Below are 25,118 nucleotides of genomic sequence, written 5' to 3' on the forward strand. Positions count from 1 at the left end.
TTCAACATCTATGTTGGCTGTCACACTGCATTCGCGAGCAAGCCCGCTCCCACATTTGATTGGTGTTCGCCGATCATTCGCCGTCTCCCCCACCTACCGACACTTCTGGCATAACACTTGCTCTTGCCTTGCCGTGCGACTGTGAAAACCCGAATAGTGACGGATTATTGGCATGGCGAAGAGCGAAGCAGTAGTAAGAGACCCCGCAACCAAAGGCAAAATCAAGCTGATCATTGTGATCGTCGTGGCCCTGCTGCTGGCGATCGGCTTGTCCGTGGGGGCGACCTGGTTCTTCATGCACAGCGCCCAGAGCAAGCCTGCCGCTGCGGCTGAAACCGCAGTGGCCGGCAAGCAGCCGGCGATCTTCGAGCCCATGGCTCCGGCCTTCGTGGCCAACTACACCCAGAACGGCCGTCAACGCTACATGCAGGTGAGCATCACCATGCTGGGCCGCAATCAGGCCGATCTGGAGGCACTCAAAGTCCATATGCCGGTGATCCGCAATAACCTGGTCATGCTGTTTTCCGCTCAGGATTTCGCCACGCTGGCGACCCCGGTCGGCCAGGAGATGTTGCGTCAGAAGGCCACGGCCAGCGTCCAGGAAGTGGCCCAGAAAGAGCTGGGCAAAGTGGTGATCGAACAGTTGCTTTTCACTAATTTCGTACTGCAGTAGGAACACGACATGGCCGTGCAGGACCTGCTGTCCCAGGATGAGATCGATGCGCTGTTGCATGGCGTCGACGATGGTCTGGTACAGACCGATAACGCTGCCGAACCCGGCAGTGTCAAAAGCTACGACCTGACCAGCCAGGATCGCATCGTCCGTGGACGCATGCCGACCCTGGAAATGATCAACGAGCGTTTCGCCCGCTACACCCGCATCAGCATGTTCAACATGCTGCGCCGCTCGGCGGACGTTGCCGTCGGTGGCGTGCAGGTGATGAAGTTCGGCGAATACGTGCACTCGCTGTACGTGCCGACCAGTCTCAACCTGGTCAAGATCAAACCCCTGCGCGGCACCGCGCTGTTCATCCTCGACGCCAAACTGGTGTTCAAGCTGGTGGACAACTTCTTCGGCGGCGACGGCCGTCACGCGAAGATCGAAGGGCGTGAATTCACCCCCACCGAACTGCGTGTGGTGCGCATGGTGCTGGAGCAGGCTTTCGTCGATTTGAAGGAAGCCTGGCAGGCGATCATGGAAGTGAACTTCGAGTACATCAACTCGGAAGTGAACCCGGCCATGGCCAACATCGTCGGCCCGAGCGAAGCCATTGTGGTGTCGACGTTCCACATCGAACTCGATGGCGGTGGCGGCGACCTGCACGTGACCATGCCGTACTCGATGATCGAGCCGGTGCGCGAGATGCTCGATGCCGGTTTCCAGTCGGACCTCGACGATCAGGACGAGCGCTGGATCAACGCCTTGCGCCAGGACGTGCTGGATGTCGACGTGCCTATCGGTGCCACCGTTGCCCGTCGCCAGCTGCGCCTGCGGGACATCCTGCACATGCAGCCCGGGGATGTGATCCCGGTCGAGATGCCGGAAGAAATGATCATGCGCGCCAACGGCGTGCCGGCCTTCAAGGTCAAGATGGGCTCGCACAAAGGCAACCTCGCGTTGCAAGTGATCGAGCCGATCGAGCGCCGCTGACCGGCGCTCGTACCCCCCTACGCATTTAACTGAATTGTTGCCCGCCGAGGACAAATGATGAACGACGATATGAACGCCCAGGACGACCAGGCACTGGCCGACGAGTGGGCTGCTGCCCTGGAAGAAACCGGTGACGCCGGGCAGGCCGACATCGATGCGCTGCTGGCGGCCGATACCGGTGCGTCGGGCTCCAATCGTCTGCCGATGGAAGAGTTCGGCAGCGTACCGAAGAGCCACGAGCCGGTGACACTGGACGGTCCGAACCTGGACGTGATTCTTGACATCCCGGTGTCGATTTCCATGGAAGTCGGCAGCACCGACATCAACATCCGCAACCTGTTGCAACTCAACCAGGGTTCGGTAATCGAGCTCGATCGCCTGGCCGGTGAGCCGCTGGACGTGCTGGTCAACGGCACGCTCATCGCCCACGGTGAAGTGGTGGTGGTCAACGAAAAGTTCGGCATCCGCCTGACCGACGTGATCAGCCCAAGCGAACGCATCAAGAAGCTGCGCTGAGTGAAAAAGGTTCTGGGAGGGGCGCTCGGGTTCGCGCTGGCATTGCCATTCAGCGTACTGGCAGCCGAACCGGCAGCGACAGCCGCCGCGCCGGCCGTCAGCAGCGGTGTGGCCGGGCAATTGACGCAGTTGGTGTTCGGCTTGCTGCTGGTGCTGGGCTTGATCTTCCTCCTCGCCTGGCTGCTGCGCCGGGTCCAGCAGGCCGGGCCGGCGGGCAAGGGGCAGGTGATCGAGCTGATCGGTTCCCGGGCGCTTGGCCCCCGTGACCGATTGATGCTGGTGCAGGTGGGCAACGAACAGATTCTGCTCGGCCTGAGCCCCGGCACCATCACCGCGTTGCATGTGCTCAAGGAGCCGGTGCAGGTGCCGGGCGGGACTGAAAAAACGACTCCCGAGTTCGCCCAGCGTCTGTTGGAGCTGTTGGGCAAGGATCAGAAGGATAAGAAGTAATGGGTGCGTTACGCATCGTCTTGACGCTGGCCCTGATGCTGGCCGCGCCGCTGGCGTTGGCCGCCGATCCGTTGTCGATCCCGGCGATCACCCTGGGCACCAACGCCCAAGGCGCGCAGGAATACTCGGTCAGCCTGCAAATCCTGCTGATCATGACCGCGCTGAGTTTCATCCCGGCGTTCGTCATGCTGATGACCAGTTTCACCCGGATCATCATCGTCTTCTCGATCCTGCGTCAGGCCCTGGGCTTGCAGCAGACGCCGTCGAACCAGATCCTCACCGGCATGGCGCTGTTCCTCACTATGTTCATCATGGCGCCGGTGTTCGACCGGGTGAATCAGGATGCCTTGCAGCCGTACCTGGCGGAGAAACTCACCGCTCAGGATGCTGTCGCCAAGGCTCAGGTGCCGATCAAGGATTTCATGCTGGCCCAGACTCGCAGCAGTGACCTGGAGCTGTTCATGCGCCTGTCCAAGCGCACCGACATTGCTACGCCGGATCAGGCGCCGCTGACGATTCTGGTGCCGGCGTTCGTGACCTCGGAGCTGAAAACCGCATTCCAGATCGGCTTCATGATCTTCATACCATTCCTGATCATCGACCTGGTGGTGGCCAGTGTGCTGATGGCGATGGGTATGATGATGCTCTCGCCGCTGATCATTTCCCTGCCGTTCAAAATCATGCTGTTCGTGCTGGTGGATGGCTGGGCGTTGATCATCGGCACGTTGGCCAGCAGCTTCGGCGGTGTTTCACCATGACGCCGGAAGTTGCCGTAGACATCTTTCGCGAAGCACTGTGGCTGACCACCATGATGGTCGCGGTGCTGGTGATTCCGAGCTTGCTGGTGGGGTTGTTGGTGGCGATGTTCCAGGCCGCTACCCAGATCAACGAACAGACCCTGAGCTTCCTGCCGCGCCTGCTGGTGATGCTGGTGACGCTGATCGTTGCCGGCCCGTGGCTGGTGCAGACCTTCATGGAGTACATTCTGCAGCTGTACCACAGCATTCCTCAGGTCATCGGTTAAGCCATGTCGCTGCTGCAGCTGACCGATACCCAGATCAGCACCTGGGTGGCGACGTTCATGTTGCCGTTGTTTCGCGTCGGTTCATTGCTGATGGTCATGCCGATTTTCGGTACGGCGCTGGTGCCCAAACGCGTGCGTTTGTACTTCGCCCTGGCGATCACCTTCGTGATTGCCCCCGGTCTGCCACCGATGCCGCCGGTCAATGCGCTGGACTTGAGTGCACTGCTGCTGATTGCCGAGCAGATCATCATCGGTGCGGTTCTCGGTTTCTCCTTGCAACTGTTCTTCCAGGCGTTCGTGGTGGCGGGGCAGATTGTGGCGATCCAGATGGGCATGGGTTTCGCTTCGATGGTCGACCCTACGAACGGCGTGTCGGTGGCGGTCATCGGGCAGTTTTTCACCATGCTGGTGACGTTGTTGTTCCTGTCGATGAACGGCCACCTGGTGGTGTTCGAAGTCCTCACCGAAAGCTTTACCACGCTGCCGGTCGGTGGCGGCTTGATGGTCAATCATTTCTGGGAGCTGGCCGGCAAGCTCGGCTGGGTACTCGGTGCGGCGCTGTTGCTGGTGCTGCCGGCAATCACCGCGTTGCTGGTGGTCAACATCGCGTTTGGCGTGATGACCCGGGCGGCACCGCAGCTGAACATCTTCTCGATCGGCTTTCCGCTGACCCTGGTGCTCGGCTTGTTCATCGTCTGGGTCGGCCTGGCGGACATTCTCAATCAGTATCAACCGCTGGCCGCCGAGGCCTTGCAGTTGTTACGCGAACTGGCACGGGCGCGCTGAGTCATGGCTGAGAGCGAAAGCGGTCAGGACAAAACAGAAGACCCCACGGAGAAGCGCAAGAAGGACTCCCGTGAGAAGGGTGAAATTGCGCGCTCCAAGGAGCTCAACACCCTGGCGGTGATGCTGGCCGGCGCCGGCGCCTTGCTGATTTTTGGCGGCGCGTTGGCCCAGGACTTGATGGAATTGATGCGGATAAACTTCACGCTGTCGCGGGAAGCGATTCTGGATCAGCGCAACATGGGCATCTTCCTGCTGCACTCGGGGCAGATCGCTCTGTTGGCGATTCAGCCGGTCATGATCACGTTGCTGCTGGCCGCGCTGATCGGTCCGATCTCCCTGGGAGGGTGGCTGTTCGCGGCAGGCTCCATGGCGCCCAAGTTCAGTCGCATGAACCCCGGCGCTGGCCTGAAGCGGATGTTCTCGGCCAAGGCGCTGGTGGAGCTGCTCAAGGCCCTGGCCAAGTTCTTCATCGTATTGTTCGTGGCGCTGGCGGTGTTGTCGTCGGACATCGATGATCTGCTGCGCATCGCCCATGAACCCTTGGACATGGCGATCATCCATAGTCTGCAAGTGGTGGGCTGGAGCACATTGTGGATGGCTTGCGGGCTGATCATCATCGCTGCGGTCGACGTGCCGGTGCAGCTGTGGGAAAGCCACAAAAAGCTGTTGATGACCAAGCAGGAAATCCGTGACGAACACAAGGATCAGGAAGGGCGGCCGGAGGTCAAGCAACGCATTCGCCAGCTACAGCGCGAGATGTCGCAGCGGCGGATGATGGCCGCGATCCCTGATGCCGACGTGGTGATCACCAACCCGACTCACTACGCTGTGGCGCTCAAGTACGATCCGGAAAAGGGCGGGGCGCCGATGCTGATCGCCAAGGGTAGCGACTTCCTGGCCTTGAAGATTCGCGAAATAGCGGTGGCCAACGAAGTGCTGTTGCTGGAGTCGCCGGCCCTGGCGCGTTCGATCTACTACTCCACGGAACTGGATCAGGAAATTCCTGGCGGGCTGTATCTGGCGGTGGCTCAGGTACTGGCTTACGTCTACCAGATCCGCCAGTACCGCGCGGGCAAGGGCAAGCGGCCGGATCCGCTCAAGGACGATTTGCCGATTCCGCCGGATTTGCGGCGCGATTCCTGATCGGGGCGCCTTTGCGATGAATGTCAAAAGTCAGGGAATGGCTAGGATATTGTCGATAATCAGATTCGCTCCGTCAGGTTCGACTCGTGCGATCTTACTGATGCCTTTGTGCCCGAATTCTAGTTTTTTTGGCTTGTTTTCATTATCGTTCCCTGGCTCATTTACTTGGCCTATCTCCTTGTCGTTTTCGTCAAAAAAATAAGCGATGAAGCCTTTAAGGGTATTGATGAACAAAAGGCTGAAAGATGAGGCGTGAGGCATCTTCCATGTCGTAAAAATTTCAAGTACTTGCTGTTTCAATGATTGGGAGTTCATGTCACATACCCCCTGCTTGTGTAAAAGGATATGAGAGTCAAACAGGCACTGGGTGGGCTGTCTACTATCAGAAATTACAGATGGGTACTAAAATCCGACAAGCGGCTAGATGTAGGCCAGCCTGTTTAGTCAGGGGGATTGTTTCGAATTTCTGAGCGCGCTTTGTAGGTCAGGGTGGTACCCAGATACGCTCAAGAATGGTCTGCTGATTCTGTCGGATTTATGGCGTGCTTCTTGAGAGATGGATTAGCGGTGTTACCCCGCACTCCGTTTGCCCGGGAGTCCCGCATACCTGTTAGTTTTGACAGTAGACAGTCAGTGCCATCTAGCGCTGTCATACCCATGGGGTTTCACCCAATTTATATCCTTGCTGTGGCGTCTCTGATTGTTTGATACGAGTGTCAAGGATTGGTATCGCATCAGAGTCCTCGAGGAGGCAGTCATGGAAAATCTTGAATATCGGAAACTGCAAGGGATGGAAGTGGAGTTTGTGTCGGGGAGGTTGGAGGAAAATCTTCGCGAACGGGCGATCGGTTACACCGTTACTTTCAATTTGGTTCTGGATTTCACGCATTTTGTGCAGATGGCGAACGTCTACATTCCGGACTATTTGAAAGAGGCAACTAACGCGATTCGGCCCGAATTGGGAGGGCTGGCCTATCATAACAACTACCGTCCGTTTAATAGTGATGCCGGGACGATCGTCAACAACGCAAAGCTTTTCGAACTCTTCACGAATCGTGATTCATACATGGAGGGCTGGATCGGTGGGGAGATGGAAAGGCGATATAGCAAGCCGGAGTTCACAATAGTTGGTGACAAGTTGTCCATCACGGCACGACAGGACTTTCGCTGGGAAGACGAGGGGCGCCAGATCGAGATCAAAGATCTTGGGATTATCCCCTTTCATTGGGCGCTTACCCTGATAGAACAGCTCGAGAAAGAGTCTGAAAAACTGACGCCTGTTTCGAGGGTGACGCTCATGTACACCCAAGAAGAGTCCGTCGTAATCGACGGTGTCGAAATGCTCAAGGGCGTACGTTACATCAATGGCAAAGCATTGAGTTTTGGTCCAATCACTGACAAACAGGTGCTGACCGCGGGCTGACTTATCAAATGCTCTGTTGTTGCGGTTGCCGAGCACGGGAAACTGTGTCCGGCTGCGCAGTCGTCGTAAAACCCTTGCGGGGACTTTCGAGCGCGCGACCCCGGCTCGAACGCAGCCTCGCAGGCTTGGCAGCTGTTACAAAAGCCCAATAAATCCCTCTATTTTCCGCCTCTGCAAAAGTTGGAAGGCTTCTTGCAGTAGCCGCCCTGCGCCTGCTTCAGGCGTCAAAAGTTTGCGTTAAAGGAACGGGGAAAACCGGTGGATCGCTCTCAGTTAATCAGCAATGCCCGCACAAACATTGCCGACCTCAGTCGGGGCAATCTGGGTGTGCCGCTGTTGCTGCTGGTCATGCTGGCCATGATGATGTTGCCGGTGCCGCCGTTCCTGCTGGACGTGTTTTTCACCTTCAACATTGCCTTGTCCATCGTTGTGTTGCTGGTCTGCGTGTACGCCTTGCGGCCACTGGATTTTGCGGTGTTCCCGACCATTCTGCTGGTGGCGACGTTGTTGCGACTGGCGCTGAACGTGGCCTCGACGCGGGTGGTGATGCTCCACGGTCAGGACGGCCATGCCGCCGCCGGCAAGGTGATTCAGGCCTTCGGCGAAGTGGTGATCGGCGGTAACTACGTGGTCGGTATCGTGGTCTTCGCGATTTTGATGATCATCAACTTTGTCGTGGTGACCAAGGGCGCCGGGCGGATTTCCGAGGTGAGCGCGCGTTTCACCCTCGATGCGATGCCGGGCAAACAGATGGCCATCGATGCCGACTTGAACGCCGGCCTGATCGACCAGAACCAGGCAAAACTGCGCCGGATGGAAGTAGCTCAGGAGGCCGAGTTCTACGGTTCCATGGATGGTGCCAGCAAATTCGTGCGCGGTGACGCCATCGCCGGCCTGCTGATTCTGTTCATCAACCTGATCGGTGGCATGGCGGTCGGGATCTTCCAGCACGGCATGAGCTTCGGTGACGCCGGCAAGGTTTACGCGCTGTTGACCATTGGTGACGGTTTGGTGGCGCAATTGCCATCACTGCTGTTGTCGACCGCCGCGGCGATCATGGTGACCCGTGCTTCCGGCTCGGAAGACATGGGCAAGCAGATCGGTCGCCAGATGTTCGCCTCGCCAAAAGCCTTGGCGGTAGCCGCTGGCTTGATGGCGGTGATGGGCCTGGTGCCGGGCATGCCGCATGTCTCCTTTCTGTCCATGGCGGCCCTGGCGGCCGGTGGCGCTTACCTGTTCTGGAAGAAGCAGAACGCCGTCAAGGTTCAGGCCCTGCAAGAGGTCAAGCGTCAGCAGGAGCTGCTGCCGTCGCCGGCCCGAGCTCAGGAAACCAAGGAGCTTGGCTGGGATGACGTGACGCCGATCGACATGATCGGCCTGGAAGTCGGCTACCGCCTGATTCCGCTGGTGGACCGCAACCAGGGTGGTCAGTTGCTGGCGCGGATCAAGGGTGTGCGTAAAAAGCTCTCCCAGGACCTGGGCTTCCTGATGCCGACTGTGCATATCCGTGACAACCTCGACCTCGCACCCAGTGCCTATCGCCTGACCCTGATGGGCGTGATCCTGGCTGAAGCCGAGATTTACCCGGACCGGGAACTGGCGATCAACCCGGGGCAGGTCTACGGCACGCTCAACGGCATTACCGCCAAAGATCCGGCTTTTGGCCTGGAAGCGGTGTGGATCGAAATCAGCCAGCGCGCCCAGGCGCAATCCCTCGGTTACACCGTGGTCGATGCCAGTACGGTCGTGGCAACCCACTTGAACCAGATTCTGTACAAGCATTCCAGCGAGCTGATCGGCCACGAAGAAGTCCAGCAACTCATGCAATTGCTGGCCAAAAGCTCACCGAAGCTGGCTGAAGAACTGGTGCCGGGGGTGGTTTCGCTGTCGCAACTGCTCAAAGTCTTGCAGGCGTTGCTGGCCGAGCAGGTGCCGGTACGGGACATTCGCAGCATCGCCGAAGCCATCGCGAACAACGCTGCCAAGAGTCAAGATACTGCCGCTTTGGTGGCCGCGGTGCGTGTCGGCGTATCCCGTGCAATCGTGCAAAGCATTGTAGGCACTGAGTCGGAGCTGCCTGTGATCACCTTGGAGCCAAGGTTGGAACAAATATTGCTCAATAGTCTTCAGAAGGCAGGACAAGGCTCGGAAGAGGGTGTTCTGCTGGAGCCAAGCATGGCGGAGAAACTGCAACGCTCATTGATCGATGCGGCGCAGCGTCAGGAAATGCAAGGTCAACCGGTGATTCTGCTGGTGGCCGGTCCGGTTCGCGCGATGCTCTCGCGATTCGGTCGGCTGGCAGTCCCGGGCTTGCACGTGTTGGCTTACCAGGAAATTCCTGACAACAAGCAAGTGACCATCGTTGCGACAGTAGGGCCCAACGGCTGAGGTAGTGGTTTATGCAAGTTAAGCGTTTTTTCGCCGCCGATATGCGTCAGGCCATGAAACTGGTTCGTGATGAGCTGGGCGCCGATGCCGCCATCATTGGCAATCGCCGGATCGCCGGTGGTGTCGAGCTGACGGCTGCCCTGGATTACAAATTGTCGGCGCTGGCCCCGCGTGTCCCGAACATGGAACTCGAGGACGAGCTGCGCAAGACCCAGTCGCGGATCGTCACTGCCCAGGCCGAGCTGAGCCTGCGCGGCGATGGCGAGAGCGACAAGACCACCAATCGCCAGTTGTTCGCCGGCCTGCCGTTGACCGCCGCCGAACCGCTGATCGAGCCAACCTACGCCGAACCTCGTCGTGCAGCGCCGGCCCCTGCGCCAGCCTCCGGCGGTGTGGACCCGCGCGCCTTCGATTCGATGCGTTTCGAACTCAATAGCCTGCGTGAACTGATGGAAGTGCAGCTTGGCTCGCTGGCCTGGAATCAGCTGCAAGGCAGCCGTCCGGCTCAGGCCAATCTTTGGCGTCGTCTGCAGCGTATCGGCCTGTCCGGCCCGTTGTCGCGAGATCTGCTGGCGCTGATTACCGACATTGAAGAGCCTCGTCAGGCCTGGCGCATGTTGCTCGCGCACCTGGCGCGGATGATTGCCACCCCGGAAGTCGAGCCGCTGGAAGAGGGTGGTGTCATTGCCATGGTCGGCCCGGCCGGCATGGGCAAGACCACCACACTGGCCAAGCTCGCGGCCCGTTACGTGCTCAAGTACGGCGCGCAGAACATCGCGCTGGTGAGCATGGACAGCTATCGCATTGGTGCTCAGGAACAGCTCAAGACCTTGGGCCGGATCCTCAACGTGTCGGTGACCCACGTCGACCCGGGTCAATCCCTGGTGCAGGCGCTGGAACCATTGCTGCGCAAACGCGTGGTGCTGATCGATACCGCCGGCCTTCAGGCCAGCGATCCGGCCCTGCGCATGCAGCTCGAAAGCCTGGCCGGGCGCGGCATCAAATCAAAAAATTATCTGGTTCTGGCAACCACCAGCCAGAAACAGGTTCTAACTGCCGCTTATCACAGTTACAAACGCTGCGGCCTCGCCGGCTGCATCCTGACTAAACTGGATGAAACGGCAAGTCTTGGCGAGGTGTTGAGCCTGGCTATCAGTCATGAGTTGCCGGTGGCTTACCTGACCGATGGTCCGCGGATCCCGGATGATTTGCATCTGCCGCGCCGTCATCAACTGGTCAGTCGCGCCGTTAGCGTGCAAATGCAGGAAGAACCCAGCGAAGAAGCCATGGCTGACATGTTCGCTGATATTTACCACAGCCCGACCAAGCAGGTTGGCTGAGGTATTAATGAACATTTTTTGTACCTACATCGATGGTCTGCCATGCATTGTTCCGATGGTGAACGCGCAGCCAGTAATGTGGCCTCCGTCTAAGTAAGACAAGGTAAAGAAATAACATGGGCAGCATGCATCCCGTACAGGTGATCGCGGTGACCGGCGGCAAAGGTGGCGTCGGGAAGACTAACGTGTCAGTGAACTTGTCCCTGGCTCTAGCTGAGCTCGGCCGGCGCGTCATGCTGCTGGATGCCGATCTGGGGCTGGCGAACGTCGACGTTCTGTTGGGACTGACACCCAAACGCACACTCGCCGACGTGATCGAAGGCCGCTGTGAGCTGCGCGACGTGCTGTTGCAGGGGCCTGGCGGAATCCGCATTGTCCCGGCCGCGTCCGGCACCCAGAGCATGGTTCATCTGAGCCCGGCCCAGCACGCCGGCCTGATCCAGGCATTCAGTGACATCGGCGACAACCTCGACGTATTGGTGATCGACACCGCCGCGGGCATTGGGGACTCGGTAGTCAGCTTCGTACGCGCCGCGCAGGAAGTCTTGCTGGTGGTATGCGATGAGCCGACCTCGATCACCGACGCCTACGCGCTGATCAAACTGCTTAACCGCGATTACGGCATGAACCGCTTCCGCGTCCTGGCCAACATGGCGCAGAGCCCGCAGGAAGGGCGCAACCTGTTCGCCAAGTTGACCAAGGTCACGGATCGCTTCCTCGACGTCGCCTTACAATACGTCGGTGCGGTGCCTTACGACGAAAGCGTGCGCAAGGCTGTGCAGAAGCAGCGTGCGGTCTACGAAGCCTTTCCGCGTTCCAAGTGCGCCCTGGCGTTCAAGGCCATCGCGCAAAAAGTCGATACCTGGCCACTGCCGGCCAACCCGCGTGGGCACTTGGAGTTTTTCGTCGAGCGCCTCGTGCAACAAACGGCAGGACCTGTGCTATGACAGCCAGCGGTTACAACCTCTACAAGAAGTCGGCACGTGACGCGCAGTACGAGCTGATCGAGCGTTACGCGCCATTGGTCAAACGCATTGCCTACCACTTGCTGGCGCGTCTGCCGGCCAGTGTCCAGGTCGAAGACCTGATCCAGGCCGGGATGATCGGCCTGCTTGAAGTATCAACCAAATACGACGCCAGCAAAGGCGCGAGTTTCGAGACGTACGCGGGCATTCGAATCCGCGGCGCGATGCTCGATGAAGTGCGCAAGGGGGACTGGGCGCCACGTTCGGTCCACCGCAATACCCGCATGGTCAGCGACGCGATTCGCTCGATTGAAGCTAAAACCGGCCGTGACGCTAAAGATCACGAAGTTGCGGCCGAACTCCAATTGAGTCTCGACGATTATTACGGGATTTTGAACGACACCCTGGGCAGCCGGTTATTCAGTTTCGACGATCTGTTGCAGGACGGCGAACACGAAGGGCTGCATGAGGATGGCGCGAGTGCTCATCTCGAGCCGTCACGCGATCTGGAAGATGAACGCTTCCAGGCAGCGCTGGCGGACGCGATTGCCAATTTGCCGGAGCGTGAGCGACTGGTGTTGGCGCTGTACTACGACGAGGAGTTGAATCTCAAGGAAATCGGTGAGGTCCTGGGGGTCAGCGAGTCGCGGGTCAGCCAGTTACACAGCCAGTGCGCGGCCCGTTTGCGGGGGCGTTTGGGGGAGTGGCGAGCGCGCTGAAGGCAGTGTGGGGACACTGCGAATGGAGCCGGTGTGGGGTTGAACTGCACCGGTCTCGATCTGTTGTGCTCCAGACAGTCATTGAGTGCTTTGCCGGATTGATTGAAATGGCGCGTCCAGGTGCTGGGCGCGTTTAAGACTGCTTGGAGGTCGAATTGGACAAGAACATGAAAATCCTCATCGTTGATGACTTCTCAACGATGCGGCGGATCATAAAAAACCTGTTGCGTGACCTTGGGTTCACCAACACGGTCGAGGCTGACGATGGCACCACTGCCATTCCGGTTCTCAACAGCGGGAGCATCGACTTTCTGGTAACGGACTGGAACATGCCGGGCATGACCGGTATCGATCTGCTGCGTCACGTGCGCGCCGATGAAAAGCTCAAGCATCTGCCAGTGCTGATGGTGACCGCCGAAGCCAAGCGCGAGCAAATCATCGAAGCGGCCCAGGCCGGTGTTAACGGCTATGTGGTCAAACCCTTCACAGCCCAGGCGTTGAAAGAAAAAATCGAGAAGATTTTCGAACGCATCGGCTGATGTACTGCGCACGGGGGAGCTATGGAGCATAACGAATCTTCACAGGGCGATTTCGAGTCGACCCTGAAAAAACACGCGGTCGAACTGGTCGAAAGCCTTGAAAAAGGCAGGTTCGGCGACGCTGTGCAACTGATCCATGAGCTCAACCAGACCCGTGACCGCGGCCTGTATCAGGAAGTAGGCAAGCTCACCCGCGAGCTGCATAGCGCGATCGTCAATTTCCAGATTGACCCGCACATGCCGCAAGCCGAGGAAGTGTCTCAGATCACGGATGCCACCGAGCGCCTGTCCTATGTGGTCAAGCTGACCGAGGCCGCGGCCAACCGCACCATGGACCTGGTGGAAAACGCCACGCCGCTGATCAACAGCCTGAGCGACGAAGCTCAGGCGCTGAGCACGGATTGGGGGCGGTTCATGCGTCGCGAAGTCGGGGCTGAAGAGTTCCGCGAACTGGCCCGGCGGGTCGACGGTTTCCTGACACGCAGCAGTGAAGACAACCGCGTCGTGTCGAGCAACCTCAACGACATTTTGCTGGCCCAGGATTACCAGGACCTAACCGGTCAGGTGATCAAGCGTGTGACCCAACTGGTCACCGAAGTTGAAAGCAACCTGCTCAAGCTCGTACTCATGGCCAGCCAGGTAGACCGCTTTGCGGGTATCGAACATGACCGTGAAGCGATGCTGGCTGAAAAAGATCCGCAAAAACATCTCTCTCAGGGTGAAGGTCCGCAGATTCATGCCGATAAAAGAGAAGACGTTGTGTCCGGTCAGGACGATGTGGACGATTTGCTATCCAGTCTTGGATTTTAGTTTTCTGGGTTTTTAGACCTGTAGGAGCACCCCCTTAATGAGCTTCGGCGCCGATGAAGAGATCCTTCAGGATTTCCTGGTTGAGGCCGGCGAGATTCTAGAGCAACTGTCCGAGCAACTGGTCGAGCTGGAAAGCCGACCTGATGATGCGGACTTGCTCAATGCAATTTTTCGCGGTTTTCACACTGTAAAAGGGGGCGCCGGCTTCCTCCAGCTCAATGAGCTGGTGGAGTGCTGTCACATCGCCGAGAACGTGTTCGACATCCTGCGCAAGGGTGAGCGGCGCGTCGACTCGGAACTGATGGACGTGGTTCTCGAAGCGCTGGACGCGGTGAACAGCATGTTCAGCGAAGTCCGCGAACGCAGCCCGATCACGGCTGCCACGCCTGAATTGCTCGCGGCGCTGGCCCGTCTGGCCGAGCCGCAAATGGCTGATGAAGCTGCACCTGTCGCTGACGTGGTGCAAGAGCCTGCCGCCGAAAGTGAATCCGGTGACATCACCGATAACGAATTCGAACAGTTGCTGGACTCGCTGAACGCCGTCAAGGCTCAGGCCGAGGCGCCCGCCGTTGTTCCAGTGCCGGCGCCGACTGGCGATGCGGCAGCCAGCGACGAAATCACCGACGCCGAGTTCGAGTCGTTGCTCGATCAATTGCACGGCAAAGGCCAGTTCGCCCCCGATGCCGTGGCCGCCGCGCCTACCGCACCGGCGGCCCCGAAAGCGGCCGGCGACAGCTCCGACATCACCGACGACGAGTTCGAAGCACTGCTCGACCAGTTGCACGGCAAAGGCACCTTTGCGGTCGATGCTCTGGAATCGGCCATTGCTTCGGTTCCGACCCCGGCTGCGCCAACCGCCGCTGCGGCCGGCAGCGATCTGATCTCCGATCACGAGTTCGAATCGCTGCTCGACGAATTGCACGGCAAGGGCAAGTTCACTGAAGTGGGCACCGGTTCTGCCGCTTCTTCGGTAGCGGCCCCGGTTGCCAAGGCTGCGGCGCCAGCGCCCGTGGCCAAAGCGCCCGAGCCAAAAGCCGAAGCGCCGAAGCCTGCCGCCGCTGCTGCACCGGCGCCTGCTCGCGCCCCGGCCGCACCACCCGCGGAAAAACCGGCCAGTGAAGCCGAGACCACCGTGCGGGTCGATACCGCGCGTCTGGACGAAATCATGAACATGGTCGGCGAGTTGGTACTGGTGCGTAACCGCCTGGTCCGGCTGGGCCTCAACAGCGGCGACGAAGCCATGTCCAAGGCCGTGTCGAACCTCGACGTGGTCACGGCCGACCTGCAAACCGCGGTCATGAAGACCCGGATGCAGCCGATCAAGAAAGTCTTCGGGCGCTTCCCGCGCCTGGTTCGCGACCTGGCTCGCCAGCTCAAGAAAGAGATCAACCTGGAGCTGGTCGGCGAAGAAACCGACCTCGACAAGAACCTCGTCGAGGCTTTGGCCGACCCGTTGGTCCACTTGGTGCGCAACTCGGTCGACCACGGTATCGAAGAGCCGGCTGATCGCGAAGCGATGGGCAAGCCTCGCAGCGGCAAGGTGATTCTGTCCGCTGAACAGGAAGGCGACCACATCCTGCTGTCCATCTCCGATGACGGCAAGGGCATGGACGCTGATGTCCTGCGCGGTATCGCCGTGAAAAAAGGTTTGATGGACAAGGATGCGGCGGACCGTCTCAGCGAGTCCGATTGCTTCAACCTGATCTTCGCGCCGGGCTTCTCGACCAAGACCGAGATCTCCGACGTGTCCGGTCGTGGCGTGGGCATGGACGTGGTGAAGACCAAGATCGCCCAGCTCAACGGCACCATCAATATCTACTCGACCAAGGGCAAGGGCTCGAAGATCGTCATCAAGGTCCCGTTGACCCTGGCGATCATGCCGACGCTGATGGTCATGCTCGGCAACCAGGCGTTCGCGTTCCCGCTGGTGAACGTCAACGAGATCTTCCACCTCGACCTGTCGCGCACCAACGTGGTGGACGGCCAGGAAGTGGTGATCGTGCGGGACAAGGCGCTGCCCTTGTTCTACCTCAAGCGCTGGCTGGTCAGCTCCGCCGCTCACGAAGAGCAGCGCGAAGGCCATGTGGTGATCCTTTCGGTGGGCACTCAGCGAATCGGCTTCGTCGTCGATCAGTTGGTGGGCCAGGAAGAAGTGGTCATCAAGCCATTGGGCAAAATGCTCCAGGGAACCCCGGGCATGTCCGGCGCCACCATCACCGGTGACGGCCGCATTGCACTGATTCTCGATGTTCCGAGCATGCTCAAGCGTTACGCCGCACGGCGTATTTGATTCTGGGGGAGCGGGGCGCCAGAGCCTCGCCCCGTCTAACGGAGTGTTTATGGCAGTCAAAGTCCTGGTGGTGGACGATTCGGGGTTTTTCCGCCGCCGCGTCTCGGAAATTCTTGCAGCGGATTCAAATATCCAGGTCGTCGGTACGGCGACCAACGGAAAAGAGGCGATCGATCAGGCCCTGGCCCTCAAGCCAGACGTGATCACCATGGACTACGAGATGCCGATGATGGATGGCATCACGGCGGTGCGGCACATCATGCAGCGCTGCCCGACCCCGGTGTTGATGTTCTCTTCGCTGACCCACGAAGGCGCCCGGGTCACCCTCGATGCGCTGGACGCCGGCGCGGTGGACTTCCTGCCGAAGAATTTCGAAGACATCTCCCGTAACCCGGAGAAGGTCAAGCAACTGCTGTGCGAGAAGATTCTCAGCATCTCGCGCAGTAACCGTCGTGTCAGCGCCTACACTCCACCGGCACCGGTTGCTGCGCCAGCCCCGACGCCTGCACCTTCGAGCGTTGGCAGCTACGGCAGCAGCGCGCCTGCGCGTCCGGCACCGGCACCGATTGCGGCGCGCCCCCATGCAGCAGCTCCGTCATCTCCTGCGCCGAAACGCAAAGCCTACAAACTGGTCGCCATCGGCACCTCCACCGGTGGCCCGGTTGCACTGCAACGGGTCCTGACCCAGTTGCCTGCCAACTTCCCGGCACCGATCGTGTTGATCCAGCACATGCCGGCAGCCTTCACCAAGGCCTTCGCCGAGCGCCTGGACAAGCTGTGCCGCATCAGCGTCAAGGAAGCCGAGGATGGCGACATCCTGCGTCCGGGCCTGGCGCTGCTGGCACCGGGTGGCAAGCAGATGATGATCGACGGCCGTGGCGCGGTGAAAATCCTGCCGGGCGACGAGCGTCTGAACTACAAGCCGTGCGTGGACATCACCTTCGGTTCGGCGGCCAAATCCTACGGCGACAAAGTTCTGGCGGTGGTGCTGACCGGCATGGGCGCTGACGGTCGCGAAGGCGCGCGTCTGCTCAAGCAGGGCGGCAGTGCGATCTGGGCGCAGGATGAAGCCAGCTGCGTGATCTACGGCATGCCGATGGCCATCGTCAAAGCCGAGCTCGCGGACGCGGTGTACAGCCTCGACGACATCGGTCGGCATCTGGTTGAGGCTTGCATCTGATGGATGTACTCAGCCTTATCGGGATCATCATGGCGTTTGTCGCCATTATCGGCGGCAACTACCTTGAAGGCGGTCACCTCGGCGCTCTGGCCAACGGCCCGGCGGCGCTGATCGTACTCGGTGGCACCATCGGTGCCGCGCTGCTGCAATCGCCGATGAGTGCCTTCAAGCGTGCCATGCAGATTCTCGCCTGGATCCTGTTCCCGCCTCGCGTGGACCTGGCCGGTGGCATCGATCGCGTGGTCAACTGGAGTTTGACCGCCCGCAAGGAAGGTTTGCTCGGCCTGGAAGGGGTGGCCGACGCCGAACCCGACAGTTACTCGCGTAAAGGCCTGCAACTGCTGGTGGACGGCGCGGAACCGGAAGCGATCCGCAGCATTCTGGAAGTGGATTTCTACACCCAGGAAAGCCGCGATATCGAAGCCGCCAAAGTCTTTGAAAGCATGGGCGGCTACGCGCCGACCATCGGTATCATCGGTGCGGTGATGGGCCTGATCCACGTCATGGGCAACCTGGCCGATCCATCGCAACTGGGCAGCGGCATCGCCGTCGCCTTCGTCGCCACCATTTACGGCGTGGCCAGTGCCAACCTGGTGCTGCTGCCGATTGCCGCCAAGCTCAAGTCCATCGCGTTGCGACAGTCGCGCTATCGCGAAATGTTGCTGGAAGGGATCCTGTCGATCGCCGAAGGTGAAAACCCTCGCTCTATTGAGTTGAAGCTTCAGGGCTTTATGGATTGATGGGAGACATGGACCATGGCACGTCGCAGGCAACCTGAAGAACATGTGAACCATGAACGTTGGCTCGTTTCCTACGCCGACTTCATCACTTTGCTGTTCGCGTTCTTCGTGGTGATGTACTCGATCTCGTCGATCAACGAAGGCAAGTACAAGGTCATCTCCGAGGCGTTGATCGGGGTGTTTACCGACTCCGATCGCGCCCTCAAGCCGATTCCCATCGGTGAAGAGCGACCGCAGACCGTGACCCCGGCCAAGCCATTGGTCAAGGACAGCGAACAGATCGACGCCGGTATCGCCCAGGCCGCCAACGATCCGCTCAAAAGCATTGCCGATGACATCAGCGCGGCGTTCGGCGACTTGATCAGCTCCAATCAGATGACCGTGCGCGGCAATGAGTTGTGGGTCGAGATCGAACTCAATTCCAGCCTGTTGTTCGGCAGCGGCGACGCCATGCCCAGCGACATCGCGTTCAACATCATCGACAAGGTCGCCGCGATCCTCCGGCCATTCGACAACCCGATCCACGTCGAAGGCTTCACCGATGATCAACCGATCCGTACCGCGCAATACCCGACCAACTGGGAACTGTCCTCGGCCCGTTCGGCAAGCATCGTGCGGATGCTGGCGATGCAGGGTGTGAACCCTGGTCGTCTGGCATCGGTGGGATACGGCGAGTTCCAGCCGGTGGCCAACAACGCCACCGCCGAAGGTCGCGCGCGTAACCGTCGGGTGGTGCTGGTGGTGTCACGCAATCTCGATGTACGTCGCAGTCTCACCGGTACCGGAACGGCCCATGCACAACCGGATGCCGCATTGAAGCGGGCTGGCACACAAACTGCACCTACCCCGGTCAAGTCGCCGGGACGCGAGAGTGCCGTCAATTCTCCGTCACCCGCATTAATACGTTGAGCTATTTCTCGGTCGACGTTTTCGACCGGGAGGAACAATCCGAATGAGAGTCTGGGCAGTTGCCAATCAAAAGGGTGGTGTCGGTAAAACCACTTCCTCCATCGCTTTAGCCGGGTTGCTGGCAGAGGCGGGCAAGCGCGTGGTCGTGGTCGATCTCGATCCCCACGGCTCCATGACCAGCTACTTCGGTTACGACCCCGACAGCCTGGAACACAGCAGCTACGACCTGTTCCTGCACAAGGGCAGCGTGCCGCAAGGCTTGCCCGGTCAGTTGCTGATGCCCACCAGCGACGAACGCATTTCCCTGTTGCCGTCGAGCACCGCGCTGGCCACCCTTGAGCGCCAGTCGCCGGGCCAGAGTGGTTTGGGCCTGGTGATCGCCAAGAGCCTGGCGCAACTTTGGCAGGATTTCGATTACGCCGTGATCGACAGCCCGCCATTGCTCGGCGTGCTGATGGTCAATGCCTTGGCGGCCAGCCAGCAGTTGGTGATTCCGGTGCAGACCGAGCACCTGGCGGTCAAAGGTCTGGAACGCATGGTCAACACCTTGGCAATGATCAACCGCTCACGCAAACAGGCGCTGCCGTTCAACATCGTGCCGACCCTGTTCGACCGCCGCACCCAGGCTTCTCTCGGCACCCTGCGCGTGCTGCGCGACAAGTACCCGGAAGAAATCTGGCAAGGCTACATCCCGATCGACACCCGCCTGCGCGACGCGAGTCGGGCGGGGCTGACGCCTTCGCAATTCGACGGCAAGAGCCGTGGCGTTCTCGCCTACCGCGCACTGCTCAAGCATCTGCTCGCCCAGCAACTTGTTCCGCAGGTGGCTTGAGATGAGCCCGATTCCTACGATGGTATTCGCATGACCCGGCCGGTGAAGATCACCTCGCGCCCGCAATTGGCCCTTCAGTCTTATCTGGATGGCTTGCTGCAGGACGCGACCGAAGAGCTGATGCCTGAAGTCGAGGCGCTGCCCGAGGTTGTCGAGGCTGAAGCTGCCCTGGACGAGTTCCAGGCGGCGGTGCTCGAAGAGCAGGCGCGCGATGCGCAGAAGCCGGCAGTGGTCGCGGCCCCCGTTGTTGCGCCAGTGGTGAAGGCACCGGTGGCTGTGATCGAAGCACCGGCACCGATTCTGGCGCCTGTCTCGACCATTGCACCGCTGCTGCAAGCGTTGGTGCCGCCGGTGGTGGAAGTTCATCTGCCGCCGAGCAACACACCGCCGCCGGTGGAAACCGACGGTCGTCCGGCCTGGGCGGCCGAGCCGTTCGAATGCCTGTTGTTCGATGTCGCCGGGTTGACCCTGGCGGTGCCGCTGGTGTGCCTGGGCTCGATTTACTCTTTGGCCGGTCACGAGCTGACGCCGTTGTTCGGTCAGCCGGAATGGTTCCTGGGGATCCTGCCGAGCCAGGCCGGTAACCTGAAAGTGCTGGATACCGCTCGCTGGGTCATGCCGGACCGCTACCGCGATGATTTCCGCCAGGGCCTGCAATACGTGATTTCGGTTCAGGGCTATGAGTGGGGGCTGGCGGTGCATCAGGTCAGCCGCTCGTTGCGCCTGGACCCGAATGAAATCAAATGGAGAAGTCACCGGGGTCAGCGGCCATGGCTTGCCGGCACGGTGATTGAACACATGTGCGCCTTGCTCGATGTCGCCGAACTGGCCGAATTGATCGCCAGCGGCGGGGCGAAGCACATGGGCGGCAGTAAGCCGAGCCACAAACCGACATAAAAAACACGCATCGGCCTTCAAGTGCCGGTGCACTGAACACACACCGCCAGGGCGGTTTTTCGAGGGGTCTGGGTATGAATGACAAGGCGACGGCGGCAAAAGGTTCCGAAGATCCGATCCTGCAATGGGTCACCTTCAAACTGGACAATGAAACCTACGGCATCAACGTGATGCGCGTACAGGAAGTCCTGCGCTACACCGAAATCGCTCCGGTGCCGGGTGCCCCGAGCTACGTGCTGGGCATCATCAACCTGCGCGGCAACGTGGTCACCGTGATCGACACCCGCCAGCGTTTCGGCCTCGGTACGGTCGATGTCAGCGACAACACCCGTATCGTCATCATCGAAGCCGACAAGCAAGTGGTCGGGATCATGGTCGACAGCGTGGCTGAAGTGGTTTATCTGCGTCAGTCGGAAATCGAGACCGCGCCGAACGTCGGTAACGAAGAATCCGCCAAGTTCATTCAAGGCGTGTGCAACAAGAACAACGAATTGCTGATCCTGGTCGAGCTGGACAAGATGATGAGCGAAGAAGAATGGTCGGAACTGGAGAGTATCTGATTGATTCTTGAGGTGGCTGTCATTGTCCTGTTCCTTTTGTGGGCAGGCACGCTGGCGATGTTCCTGGCGTACATCCGCGCTCAAAGGCAGATCGCCGCACAACAGGCCCAGGGCGATGCGCTGCGTGATCAGCGCATCAAGGACCTGGCCAAGCGCGTCGACGACTACCAGAACGGCAACGTGCGCATGGGTGAAGACCTCCACGAACTGCGCGCGGTGGTCGGGCCGTTGCCGGACAAACTGGCGCAGCTGGAGCAGCGTGATCCGTCGAGCCTTTCATTCGCCCAGGCCGCGCGTCTGGTGGGGATGGGGGCCAGCGTCGATGAACTGACTCAGTCTTGCGGGTTGACCCAGGCTGAGGCGGAGTTGATGAGCAAGTTGCACAGAAACTGATTTGTGCAATTGCGTTGAGATCGCTATTCGCGAGCAAGTCCGCTCCCACAGTGGATCGGTGGTGGACACAAAATGCTTGAACACCACCAACCCTCTGTGGGAGCGGGCTTGCTCGCGAAGGCGTCCTCGAAACCTCAGTAATCATCCCCGCGCTCGGTGATATCTTTCTCCATCCTCGACGCCTGCGCATCGTGCCCCTCGGGAAACTTGCCCTTCAAATTCCACGCAAACGCAATGATCTCGGCAATCGTGCGATACAACTCCTCGGGAATACTCTCGCCCAATTCCATTCGCGCCAGCAGTTTCACCAGTTCGGCGTTCTCATAGATCGGCACTTCGTAATCCCGGGCAATCCGCAGAATTTCTTCAGCCAGTTCTTCGTCACCTTTGGCCGTGAGGGTAGGGGCGTGGCTGCCGTCGTATTTGAGGGCGATGGCCTGGCGCGGTGCGGTGGATTCGTTCATGCGGTTTCGTCGACCCAGCGTTGTTCGAGACGGGTTTGAGGGCCTTGTGGCGGTGTGCCGAGGTGGCAATCCAGATCGCCGACGTTCAGCCCGGAATCCAGCAGGCGCTGGCGCAGCGCGGCCAGATTGCTTTCGATCAGGCTCGCGGTGTACGGCCGTTCAGCCCACAACTGACTGGAGAGGCTGCCTTGGATCAGTTGGGCCTGAATCTGCAACGGCCCCAACGGTTCCATGTCGAACGCCAGCTCGACGCGCCATAGCGGTTGCTTGGGTTCGCGTTCATCGCGGCGTTCGCGCGGTTGTTCTTTTTCGGGGGCCTCTTCGCGCTGGAATTTGACCTGCAACGGCACGATGTCCTGCAGGTTGCGCATGGGGATTTCCAGTTGCCAGGTGCTCATCAACCGCCCGTCACTGGTGACGCCAGTCTGCTCAAGGCTCGACAGCTGATGACTTTGCAAGCGTGAAACTGCCGCCGCAGCCAGGCGCAGCAGGTGCTCGAGATCATTTTCGCCTTCGGCGCTTTGTAGCAGGCGCTCGGGCAGCGGAAAACTGGTCGGTGATGGCTTGGCGCTGACCTGCCCGAGCATGCCGAGAGCATTGCGCACGAAACTCGGCATGGCCTGGACCAGGGTGTTGGCGGCAATGATCGCATTGAGATTGGTGTTGGCCGGCAGGCCCGGCGTCAGTTGGGCGATCAGCTTGAGCAAGTCGCCTTTCATGTCCGGCGTCAGCGTCGGGTTTTGCCCGGTCAGCAGTTTCGCTTCGAGGAACAGGCCACTGTTGGCCAGTGCCTGGGCCAGGCCTTTGGGCGTACTCAGTTGCTGGACGTCCGGCAGGCCGGCGAGCAGTTTGTCCACGGCGGCGCGCAGGTCGGTGGAGGTCTGATCCGATGGTGGCAGGTTTTGCAGGACTTTGATCAAGCCATCCAGGGAGCCCTGGCGACTTTGCTGGCTGACCAGTTGTTGGGTTACCGCCAACTGTTCCTGACGGCTGCTCAGCGGCACGAATTTCAGGGTCTGGGTGTCCTGCACCAGGGCGCTCAGCAAGGTGCCGATGCGCAGCGGCGTCGGGCTGTCGATGCTCAACGTGCTGCCGCTCAGCGCGGTGTTGAGCAGGCTCACCATCGAGCGAAACACCGTCGGCTGGCCCGGCACCTGCGGCATCACTTGAGAGGTCAGCACTTTGCCTTGCAGCAAGGTGCCAACCGGCAGTTGCGAGGTGTCGATACGGGTGAGGGTGGCGACGCTGGAGGCGATCGCCTGTTGCACCGTGACTGCCAGATTGCCCGCCGACGGTTGGGTAACCGTCAGGCTGGCGCCCTGGGGCAGCGGCTGAGTGCTGGTGGCTTGGACCGTGGTCTGACGGCCGCTGTCGAGGGTGACCTTGAGCAACAGTTGAAAGGTTTGATCCGCCTGTTTGAGCGACAGCACTTCGGCCTTGGCGGTCTGACCGGCCGTGATCAGGCCCTCCATCGGCGTCAGCAGCTTGAGCAACTCGCCGCTGACCACCAATGGGCGCGAAGTCGCCGGGGTGGTTGGCGGGAGCGGGAGGATGTTCATTTCGCCTGTCATACGCGGACACAACCTGAGGAAATTGCACTCTTGAGAGTGAGACACGGCATGTATAATGCCGCCCGTCTTCCGCTGAGTGGCGAAAACATTGCAATTGATTGACGCAGCTCTCTAGAACAAGCCGTCATTGCATCTATGCTGCATCTCTTTAACGGCCGCGCCAGAGCCGACTTGAACCGCATAAGGCCCTTGAACCCTTGACCAGTCCTGTCCTGCAAACCGTTGCCCTTGCCTGTGAGCGAGACCTTCGGCTGCTCTTCGAAAATCTCGAATTGCGACTGGCCAGTGGCGAAATGTTACAGATCAGCGGCCCCAACGGCAGTGGCAAGACCAGCCTGTTACGTCTGCTTTGCGGCTTGATGCACCCGACCGCCGGTCAAGTGTTGCTCAACGGCCAGCCGCTGAACGAACAACGCAGCGAACTGGCGCGTAACCTGCTGTGGATCGGCCATGCCGCCGGGATCAAGGATCTGCTGACCCCCGAGGAAAACCTCAGTTGGCTCTGTGCCTTGCACCATCCGGCCTCCCATGAGGCGATCTGGCAAGCACTGGCGGCGGTGGGGCTGCGCGGTTTCGAGGATGTTCCCTGTCACACCCTGTCTGCCGGCCAGCAACGTCGTGTGGCGTTGGCGCGGTTGTACCTGGACAGCCCGCCGCTGTGGATTCTCGACGAGCCGTTCACCGCGCTCGACAAACAAGGCGTGGCGCAACTCGAAGAACACCTGGCCGCACACTGTGAGCGCGGCGGCATGGTGGTGCTGACCACTCACCACACGCTGAGCCGGATGCCGGCCGGCTATCGCGACATTGATTTGGGGAACTGGGCCGTATGAGTGTTTTCGGCCTGTTGGTCGCCCGTGAGGCCCGTTTGCTGTTCCGCCGTCCCGCCGAATTGGCGAACCCGTTGGTATTTTTCGCCATCGTCGTCTCCTTGTTCCCGCTGGCGGTCGGCCCCGAGACTCAATTGTTGCAAACCTTGTCTCCGGGACTGGTCTGGGTAGCGGCGCTTTTATCGGTCTTACTCTCGCTGGACGGGCTTTTCCGCAGTGATTTCGAAGACGGATCCCTCGAGCAGTGGGTCCTTTCGTCGCACCCCCTGCCTCTTCTGGTGCTGGCCAAGGTGCTGGCACACTGGGCCTTTTCCGGCCTGGCACTGGTTTTGCTCGCACCGTTGCTGGCATTGATGCTCGGTTTGCCTGCCGCCTGTCTGCCGGTGTTGCTGCTTTCTTTATTGCTGGGTACACCGGTACTGAGCCTGCTCGGTGCGGTGGGCGCGGCGCTGACGGTAGGATTGAAGCGTGGTGGTCTGTTGCTGGCGCTGCTGATTCTGCCGCTGTACATCCCGGTGTTGATCCTCGGCAGTGGCGCCTTGCAGGCGGCCTTGCAGGGCATGCCGGCGACCGGTTATCTCTTGTGGCTTGGTAGCCTGACCGCCCTGGCGATAACCCTGACACCTTTTGCAATAGCTGCTGGCCTGAAGATCAGTGTCGGCGAATAATAATGAGGCCTGGTTATTTTTTAACCACTT

The 25,118-nt window shown here is 60.0% G+C and carries 28 protein-coding genes; 25 read left to right on the forward strand and 3 right to left on the reverse strand.

What is annotated here, in order from left to right:
• Nucleotides 1–172: 172 nt before the first annotated feature.
• The 8 genes from fliL to flhB are packed head-to-tail and all read left to right on the forward strand — an operon-like array spanning nt 173 to nt 5,570.
• Nucleotides 173–673 (forward strand): flagellar basal body-associated protein FliL, encoded by a 501-nt coding sequence (gene fliL / locus PSH64_RS07820; RefSeq protein WP_105339847.1) that lies wholly within the window; start codon nt 173–175, stop codon nt 671–673.
• 9 nt (nt 674–682) lie between these two features.
• Nucleotides 683–1,651 (forward strand): flagellar motor switch protein FliM, encoded by a 969-nt coding sequence (fliM, locus tag PSH64_RS07825; protein WP_007938639.1) that lies wholly within the window; start codon nt 683–685, stop codon nt 1,649–1,651.
• Nucleotides 1,652–1,708: 57 nt separating this feature from the next.
• Nucleotides 1,709–2,167, forward strand: coding sequence for a flagellar motor switch protein FliN (fliN, locus tag PSH64_RS07830; RefSeq protein ID WP_105339846.1), 459 nt, complete (start codon nt 1,709–1,711; stop codon nt 2,165–2,167).
• Nucleotides 2,168–2,617 (forward strand): flagellar biosynthetic protein FliO, encoded by a 450-nt coding sequence (gene fliO / locus PSH64_RS07835; RefSeq protein ID WP_305480390.1) that lies wholly within the window; start codon nt 2,168–2,170, stop codon nt 2,615–2,617.
• Nucleotides 2,617–3,375, forward strand: a complete 759-nt coding sequence (gene fliP, locus PSH64_RS07840; protein WP_105339844.1) for a flagellar type III secretion system pore protein FliP — start codon at nt 2,617–2,619, stop codon at nt 3,373–3,375. The genes fliO and fliP overlap by 1 nt, the downstream gene beginning before the upstream one ends.
• The gene (gene fliQ / locus PSH64_RS07845; RefSeq protein WP_007938648.1) at nt 3,372–3,641 is read left to right on the forward strand and encodes a flagellar biosynthesis protein FliQ; all 270 of its coding nucleotides are present in this window, start codon (nt 3,372–3,374) and stop codon (nt 3,639–3,641) included. The genes fliP and fliQ overlap by 4 nt, the downstream gene beginning before the upstream one ends.
• 3 nt (nt 3,642–3,644) lie before the next feature.
• Nucleotides 3,645–4,427, forward strand: coding sequence for a flagellar biosynthetic protein FliR (gene fliR / locus PSH64_RS07850; RefSeq protein WP_305480391.1), 783 nt, complete (start codon nt 3,645–3,647; stop codon nt 4,425–4,427).
• A 3-nt stretch (nt 4,428–4,430) separates the two neighbouring features.
• Nucleotides 4,431–5,570, forward strand: a complete 1,140-nt coding sequence (flhB, locus tag PSH64_RS07855) for a flagellar biosynthesis protein FlhB (protein WP_305480392.1) — start codon at nt 4,431–4,433, stop codon at nt 5,568–5,570.
• 30 nt (nt 5,571–5,600) lie between these two features.
• Here flhB and PSH64_RS07860 read toward each other — a convergent pair whose 3' ends face one another.
• On the reverse strand, nt 5,601–5,885 hold the full coding sequence (locus PSH64_RS07860) for a hypothetical protein (RefSeq protein WP_305480393.1): 285 nt from the start codon (nt 5,883–5,885) through the stop codon (nt 5,601–5,603).
• Nucleotides 5,886–6,327: 442 nt separating this feature from the next.
• Here PSH64_RS07860 and PSH64_RS07865 point away from each other — a divergent pair, with 442 nt between their 5' ends.
• From PSH64_RS07865 to PSH64_RS07935, 15 genes are all read left to right on the forward strand, one after another.
• Nucleotides 6,328–6,993 carry a hypothetical protein gene (locus tag PSH64_RS07865; RefSeq protein ID WP_305480394.1) on the forward strand — a complete coding sequence of 222 codons (666 nt, stop codon included), beginning with the start codon at nt 6,328–6,330 and terminating at the stop codon, nt 6,991–6,993.
• Between the two features lie 258 nt (nt 6,994–7,251).
• Nucleotides 7,252–9,381 (forward strand): flagellar biosynthesis protein FlhA, encoded by a 2,130-nt coding sequence (flhA, locus tag PSH64_RS07870; RefSeq protein WP_105339840.1) that lies wholly within the window; start codon nt 7,252–7,254, stop codon nt 9,379–9,381.
• A gap of 11 nt (nt 9,382–9,392) precedes the next feature.
• A complete protein-coding gene (gene flhF / locus PSH64_RS07875; protein ID WP_105339839.1) occupies nt 9,393–10,721 on the forward strand; it encodes a flagellar biosynthesis protein FlhF in 1,329 nt (442 codons plus the stop codon).
• 116 nt (nt 10,722–10,837) lie between these two features.
• Nucleotides 10,838–11,668, forward strand: a complete 831-nt coding sequence (gene fleN, locus PSH64_RS07880) for a flagellar synthesis regulator FleN (protein WP_003222917.1) — start codon at nt 10,838–10,840, stop codon at nt 11,666–11,668.
• Nucleotides 11,665–12,405 carry an RNA polymerase sigma factor FliA gene (fliA, locus tag PSH64_RS07885; protein ID WP_007894214.1) on the forward strand — a complete coding sequence of 247 codons (741 nt, stop codon included), beginning with the start codon at nt 11,665–11,667 and terminating at the stop codon, nt 12,403–12,405. Before fleN ends, fliA begins: the two co-directional genes overlap by 4 nt.
• 167 nt (nt 12,406–12,572) lie before the next feature.
• A complete protein-coding gene (locus PSH64_RS07890; RefSeq protein WP_003183998.1) occupies nt 12,573–12,944 on the forward strand; it encodes a chemotaxis response regulator CheY in 372 nt (123 codons plus the stop codon).
• A 21-nt stretch (nt 12,945–12,965) separates the two neighbouring features.
• Nucleotides 12,966–13,754 (forward strand): protein phosphatase CheZ, encoded by a 789-nt coding sequence (locus tag PSH64_RS07895; protein ID WP_105339838.1) that lies wholly within the window; start codon nt 12,966–12,968, stop codon nt 13,752–13,754.
• A 37-nt stretch (nt 13,755–13,791) separates the two neighbouring features.
• Entirely contained in the window at nt 13,792–16,044 is a 2,253-nt protein-coding gene (locus PSH64_RS07900) for a chemotaxis protein CheA (protein ID WP_305480395.1), read from the forward strand.
• Between the two features lie 49 nt (nt 16,045–16,093).
• A complete protein-coding gene (locus PSH64_RS07905; protein ID WP_105339836.1) occupies nt 16,094–17,224 on the forward strand; it encodes a chemotaxis response regulator protein-glutamate methylesterase in 1,131 nt (376 codons plus the stop codon).
• The gene (locus tag PSH64_RS07910; RefSeq protein WP_007938659.1) at nt 17,224–17,964 is read left to right on the forward strand and encodes a flagellar motor protein; all 741 of its coding nucleotides are present in this window, start codon (nt 17,224–17,226) and stop codon (nt 17,962–17,964) included. Before PSH64_RS07905 ends, PSH64_RS07910 begins: the two co-directional genes overlap by 1 nt.
• 15 nt (nt 17,965–17,979) lie before the next feature.
• Entirely contained in the window at nt 17,980–18,873 is an 894-nt protein-coding gene (motD, locus tag PSH64_RS07915) for a flagellar motor protein MotD (RefSeq protein WP_105339835.1), read from the forward strand.
• A gap of 43 nt (nt 18,874–18,916) precedes the next feature.
• Complete coding sequence (locus PSH64_RS07920; RefSeq protein ID WP_105339834.1) at nt 18,917–19,705, forward strand: ParA family protein; 789 nt, start codon at nt 18,917–18,919, stop codon at nt 19,703–19,705.
• A 30-nt stretch (nt 19,706–19,735) separates the two neighbouring features.
• Nucleotides 19,736–20,602: a CheW domain-containing protein gene (locus PSH64_RS07925; RefSeq protein ID WP_105339833.1), complete on the forward strand. Its 867-nt coding sequence runs from the start codon at nt 19,736–19,738 to the stop codon at nt 20,600–20,602.
• Nucleotides 20,603–20,676: 74 nt separating this feature from the next.
• Nucleotides 20,677–21,162 (forward strand): chemotaxis protein CheW, encoded by a 486-nt coding sequence (locus PSH64_RS07930; RefSeq protein ID WP_007938663.1) that lies wholly within the window; start codon nt 20,677–20,679, stop codon nt 21,160–21,162.
• The gene (locus PSH64_RS07935) at nt 21,163–21,555 is read left to right on the forward strand and encodes a DUF2802 domain-containing protein (RefSeq protein ID WP_105339832.1); all 393 of its coding nucleotides are present in this window, start codon (nt 21,163–21,165) and stop codon (nt 21,553–21,555) included.
• 134 nt (nt 21,556–21,689) lie between these two features.
• Here PSH64_RS07935 and PSH64_RS07940 read toward each other — a convergent pair whose 3' ends face one another.
• Complete coding sequence (locus tag PSH64_RS07940; protein ID WP_105339831.1) at nt 21,690–22,019, reverse strand: EscU/YscU/HrcU family type III secretion system export apparatus switch protein; 330 nt, start codon at nt 22,017–22,019, stop codon at nt 21,690–21,692.
• Nucleotides 22,016–23,590 (reverse strand): flagellar hook-length control protein FliK, encoded by a 1,575-nt coding sequence (locus PSH64_RS07945; protein ID WP_305480396.1) that lies wholly within the window; start codon nt 23,588–23,590, stop codon nt 22,016–22,018. The genes PSH64_RS07940 and PSH64_RS07945 overlap by 4 nt, the downstream gene beginning before the upstream one ends.
• Before the next feature lie 197 nt (nt 23,591–23,787).
• Between PSH64_RS07945 and ccmA the strand changes: the two genes are divergently transcribed.
• Both ccmA and ccmB read left to right on the forward strand, forming a co-directional pair.
• Nucleotides 23,788–24,423 carry a cytochrome c biogenesis heme-transporting ATPase CcmA gene (gene ccmA, locus PSH64_RS07950; protein WP_105339829.1) on the forward strand — a complete coding sequence of 212 codons (636 nt, stop codon included), beginning with the start codon at nt 23,788–23,790 and terminating at the stop codon, nt 24,421–24,423.
• Complete coding sequence (ccmB, locus tag PSH64_RS07955; RefSeq protein ID WP_105339828.1) at nt 24,420–25,088, forward strand: heme exporter protein CcmB; 669 nt, start codon at nt 24,420–24,422, stop codon at nt 25,086–25,088. The genes ccmA and ccmB overlap by 4 nt, the downstream gene beginning before the upstream one ends.
• Nucleotides 25,089–25,118 lie beyond the last annotated feature (30 nt).

Origin of the sequence: Pseudomonas sp. FP1742, assembly GCF_030687145.1 — a bacterium.
Taxonomy (GTDB): domain Bacteria; phylum Pseudomonadota; class Gammaproteobacteria; order Pseudomonadales; family Pseudomonadaceae; genus Aquipseudomonas; species Aquipseudomonas frederiksbergensis_D.

Coding starts and splice junctions, on each gene's coding strand:
- fliL (WP_105339847.1), top strand. CDS start 173: ATGGCGAAGAGCGAAGCAGTAGTAAGAGACCCCGCAACCAAAGGCAAA.
- fliM (WP_007938639.1), top strand. CDS start 683: ATGGCCGTGCAGGACCTGCTGTCCCAGGATGAGATCGATGCGCTGTTG.
- fliN (WP_105339846.1), top strand. CDS start 1,709: ATGAACGACGATATGAACGCCCAGGACGACCAGGCACTGGCCGACGAG.
- fliP (WP_105339844.1), top strand. CDS start 2,617: ATGGGTGCGTTACGCATCGTCTTGACGCTGGCCCTGATGCTGGCCGCG.
- fliQ (WP_007938648.1), top strand. CDS start 3,372: ATGACGCCGGAAGTTGCCGTAGACATCTTTCGCGAAGCACTGTGGCTG.
- fliR (WP_305480391.1), top strand. CDS start 3,645: ATGTCGCTGCTGCAGCTGACCGATACCCAGATCAGCACCTGGGTGGCG.
- flhB (WP_305480392.1), top strand. CDS start 4,431: ATGGCTGAGAGCGAAAGCGGTCAGGACAAAACAGAAGACCCCACGGAG.
- PSH64_RS07860 (WP_305480393.1), bottom strand. CDS start 5,885: ATGAACTCCCAATCATTGAAACAGCAAGTACTTGAAATTTTTACGACA.
- PSH64_RS07865 (WP_305480394.1), top strand. CDS start 6,328: ATGGAAAATCTTGAATATCGGAAACTGCAAGGGATGGAAGTGGAGTTT.
- flhF (WP_105339839.1), top strand. CDS start 9,393: ATGCAAGTTAAGCGTTTTTTCGCCGCCGATATGCGTCAGGCCATGAAA.
- fleN (WP_003222917.1), top strand. CDS start 10,838: ATGGGCAGCATGCATCCCGTACAGGTGATCGCGGTGACCGGCGGCAAA.
- fliA (WP_007894214.1), top strand. CDS start 11,665: ATGACAGCCAGCGGTTACAACCTCTACAAGAAGTCGGCACGTGACGCG.
- PSH64_RS07890 (WP_003183998.1), top strand. CDS start 12,573: ATGAAAATCCTCATCGTTGATGACTTCTCAACGATGCGGCGGATCATA.
- PSH64_RS07895 (WP_105339838.1), top strand. CDS start 12,966: ATGGAGCATAACGAATCTTCACAGGGCGATTTCGAGTCGACCCTGAAA.
- PSH64_RS07900 (WP_305480395.1), top strand. CDS start 13,792: ATGAGCTTCGGCGCCGATGAAGAGATCCTTCAGGATTTCCTGGTTGAG.
- PSH64_RS07905 (WP_105339836.1), top strand. CDS start 16,094: ATGGCAGTCAAAGTCCTGGTGGTGGACGATTCGGGGTTTTTCCGCCGC.
- PSH64_RS07910 (WP_007938659.1), top strand. CDS start 17,224: ATGGATGTACTCAGCCTTATCGGGATCATCATGGCGTTTGTCGCCATT.
- motD (WP_105339835.1), top strand. CDS start 17,980: ATGGCACGTCGCAGGCAACCTGAAGAACATGTGAACCATGAACGTTGG.
- PSH64_RS07920 (WP_105339834.1), top strand. CDS start 18,917: ATGAGAGTCTGGGCAGTTGCCAATCAAAAGGGTGGTGTCGGTAAAACC.
- PSH64_RS07925 (WP_105339833.1), top strand. CDS start 19,736: ATGACCCGGCCGGTGAAGATCACCTCGCGCCCGCAATTGGCCCTTCAG.
- PSH64_RS07930 (WP_007938663.1), top strand. CDS start 20,677: ATGAATGACAAGGCGACGGCGGCAAAAGGTTCCGAAGATCCGATCCTG.
- PSH64_RS07940 (WP_105339831.1), bottom strand. CDS start 22,019: ATGAACGAATCCACCGCACCGCGCCAGGCCATCGCCCTCAAATACGAC.
- PSH64_RS07945 (WP_305480396.1), bottom strand. CDS start 23,590: ATGACAGGCGAAATGAACATCCTCCCGCTCCCGCCAACCACCCCGGCG.
- ccmB (WP_105339828.1), top strand. CDS start 24,420: ATGAGTGTTTTCGGCCTGTTGGTCGCCCGTGAGGCCCGTTTGCTGTTC.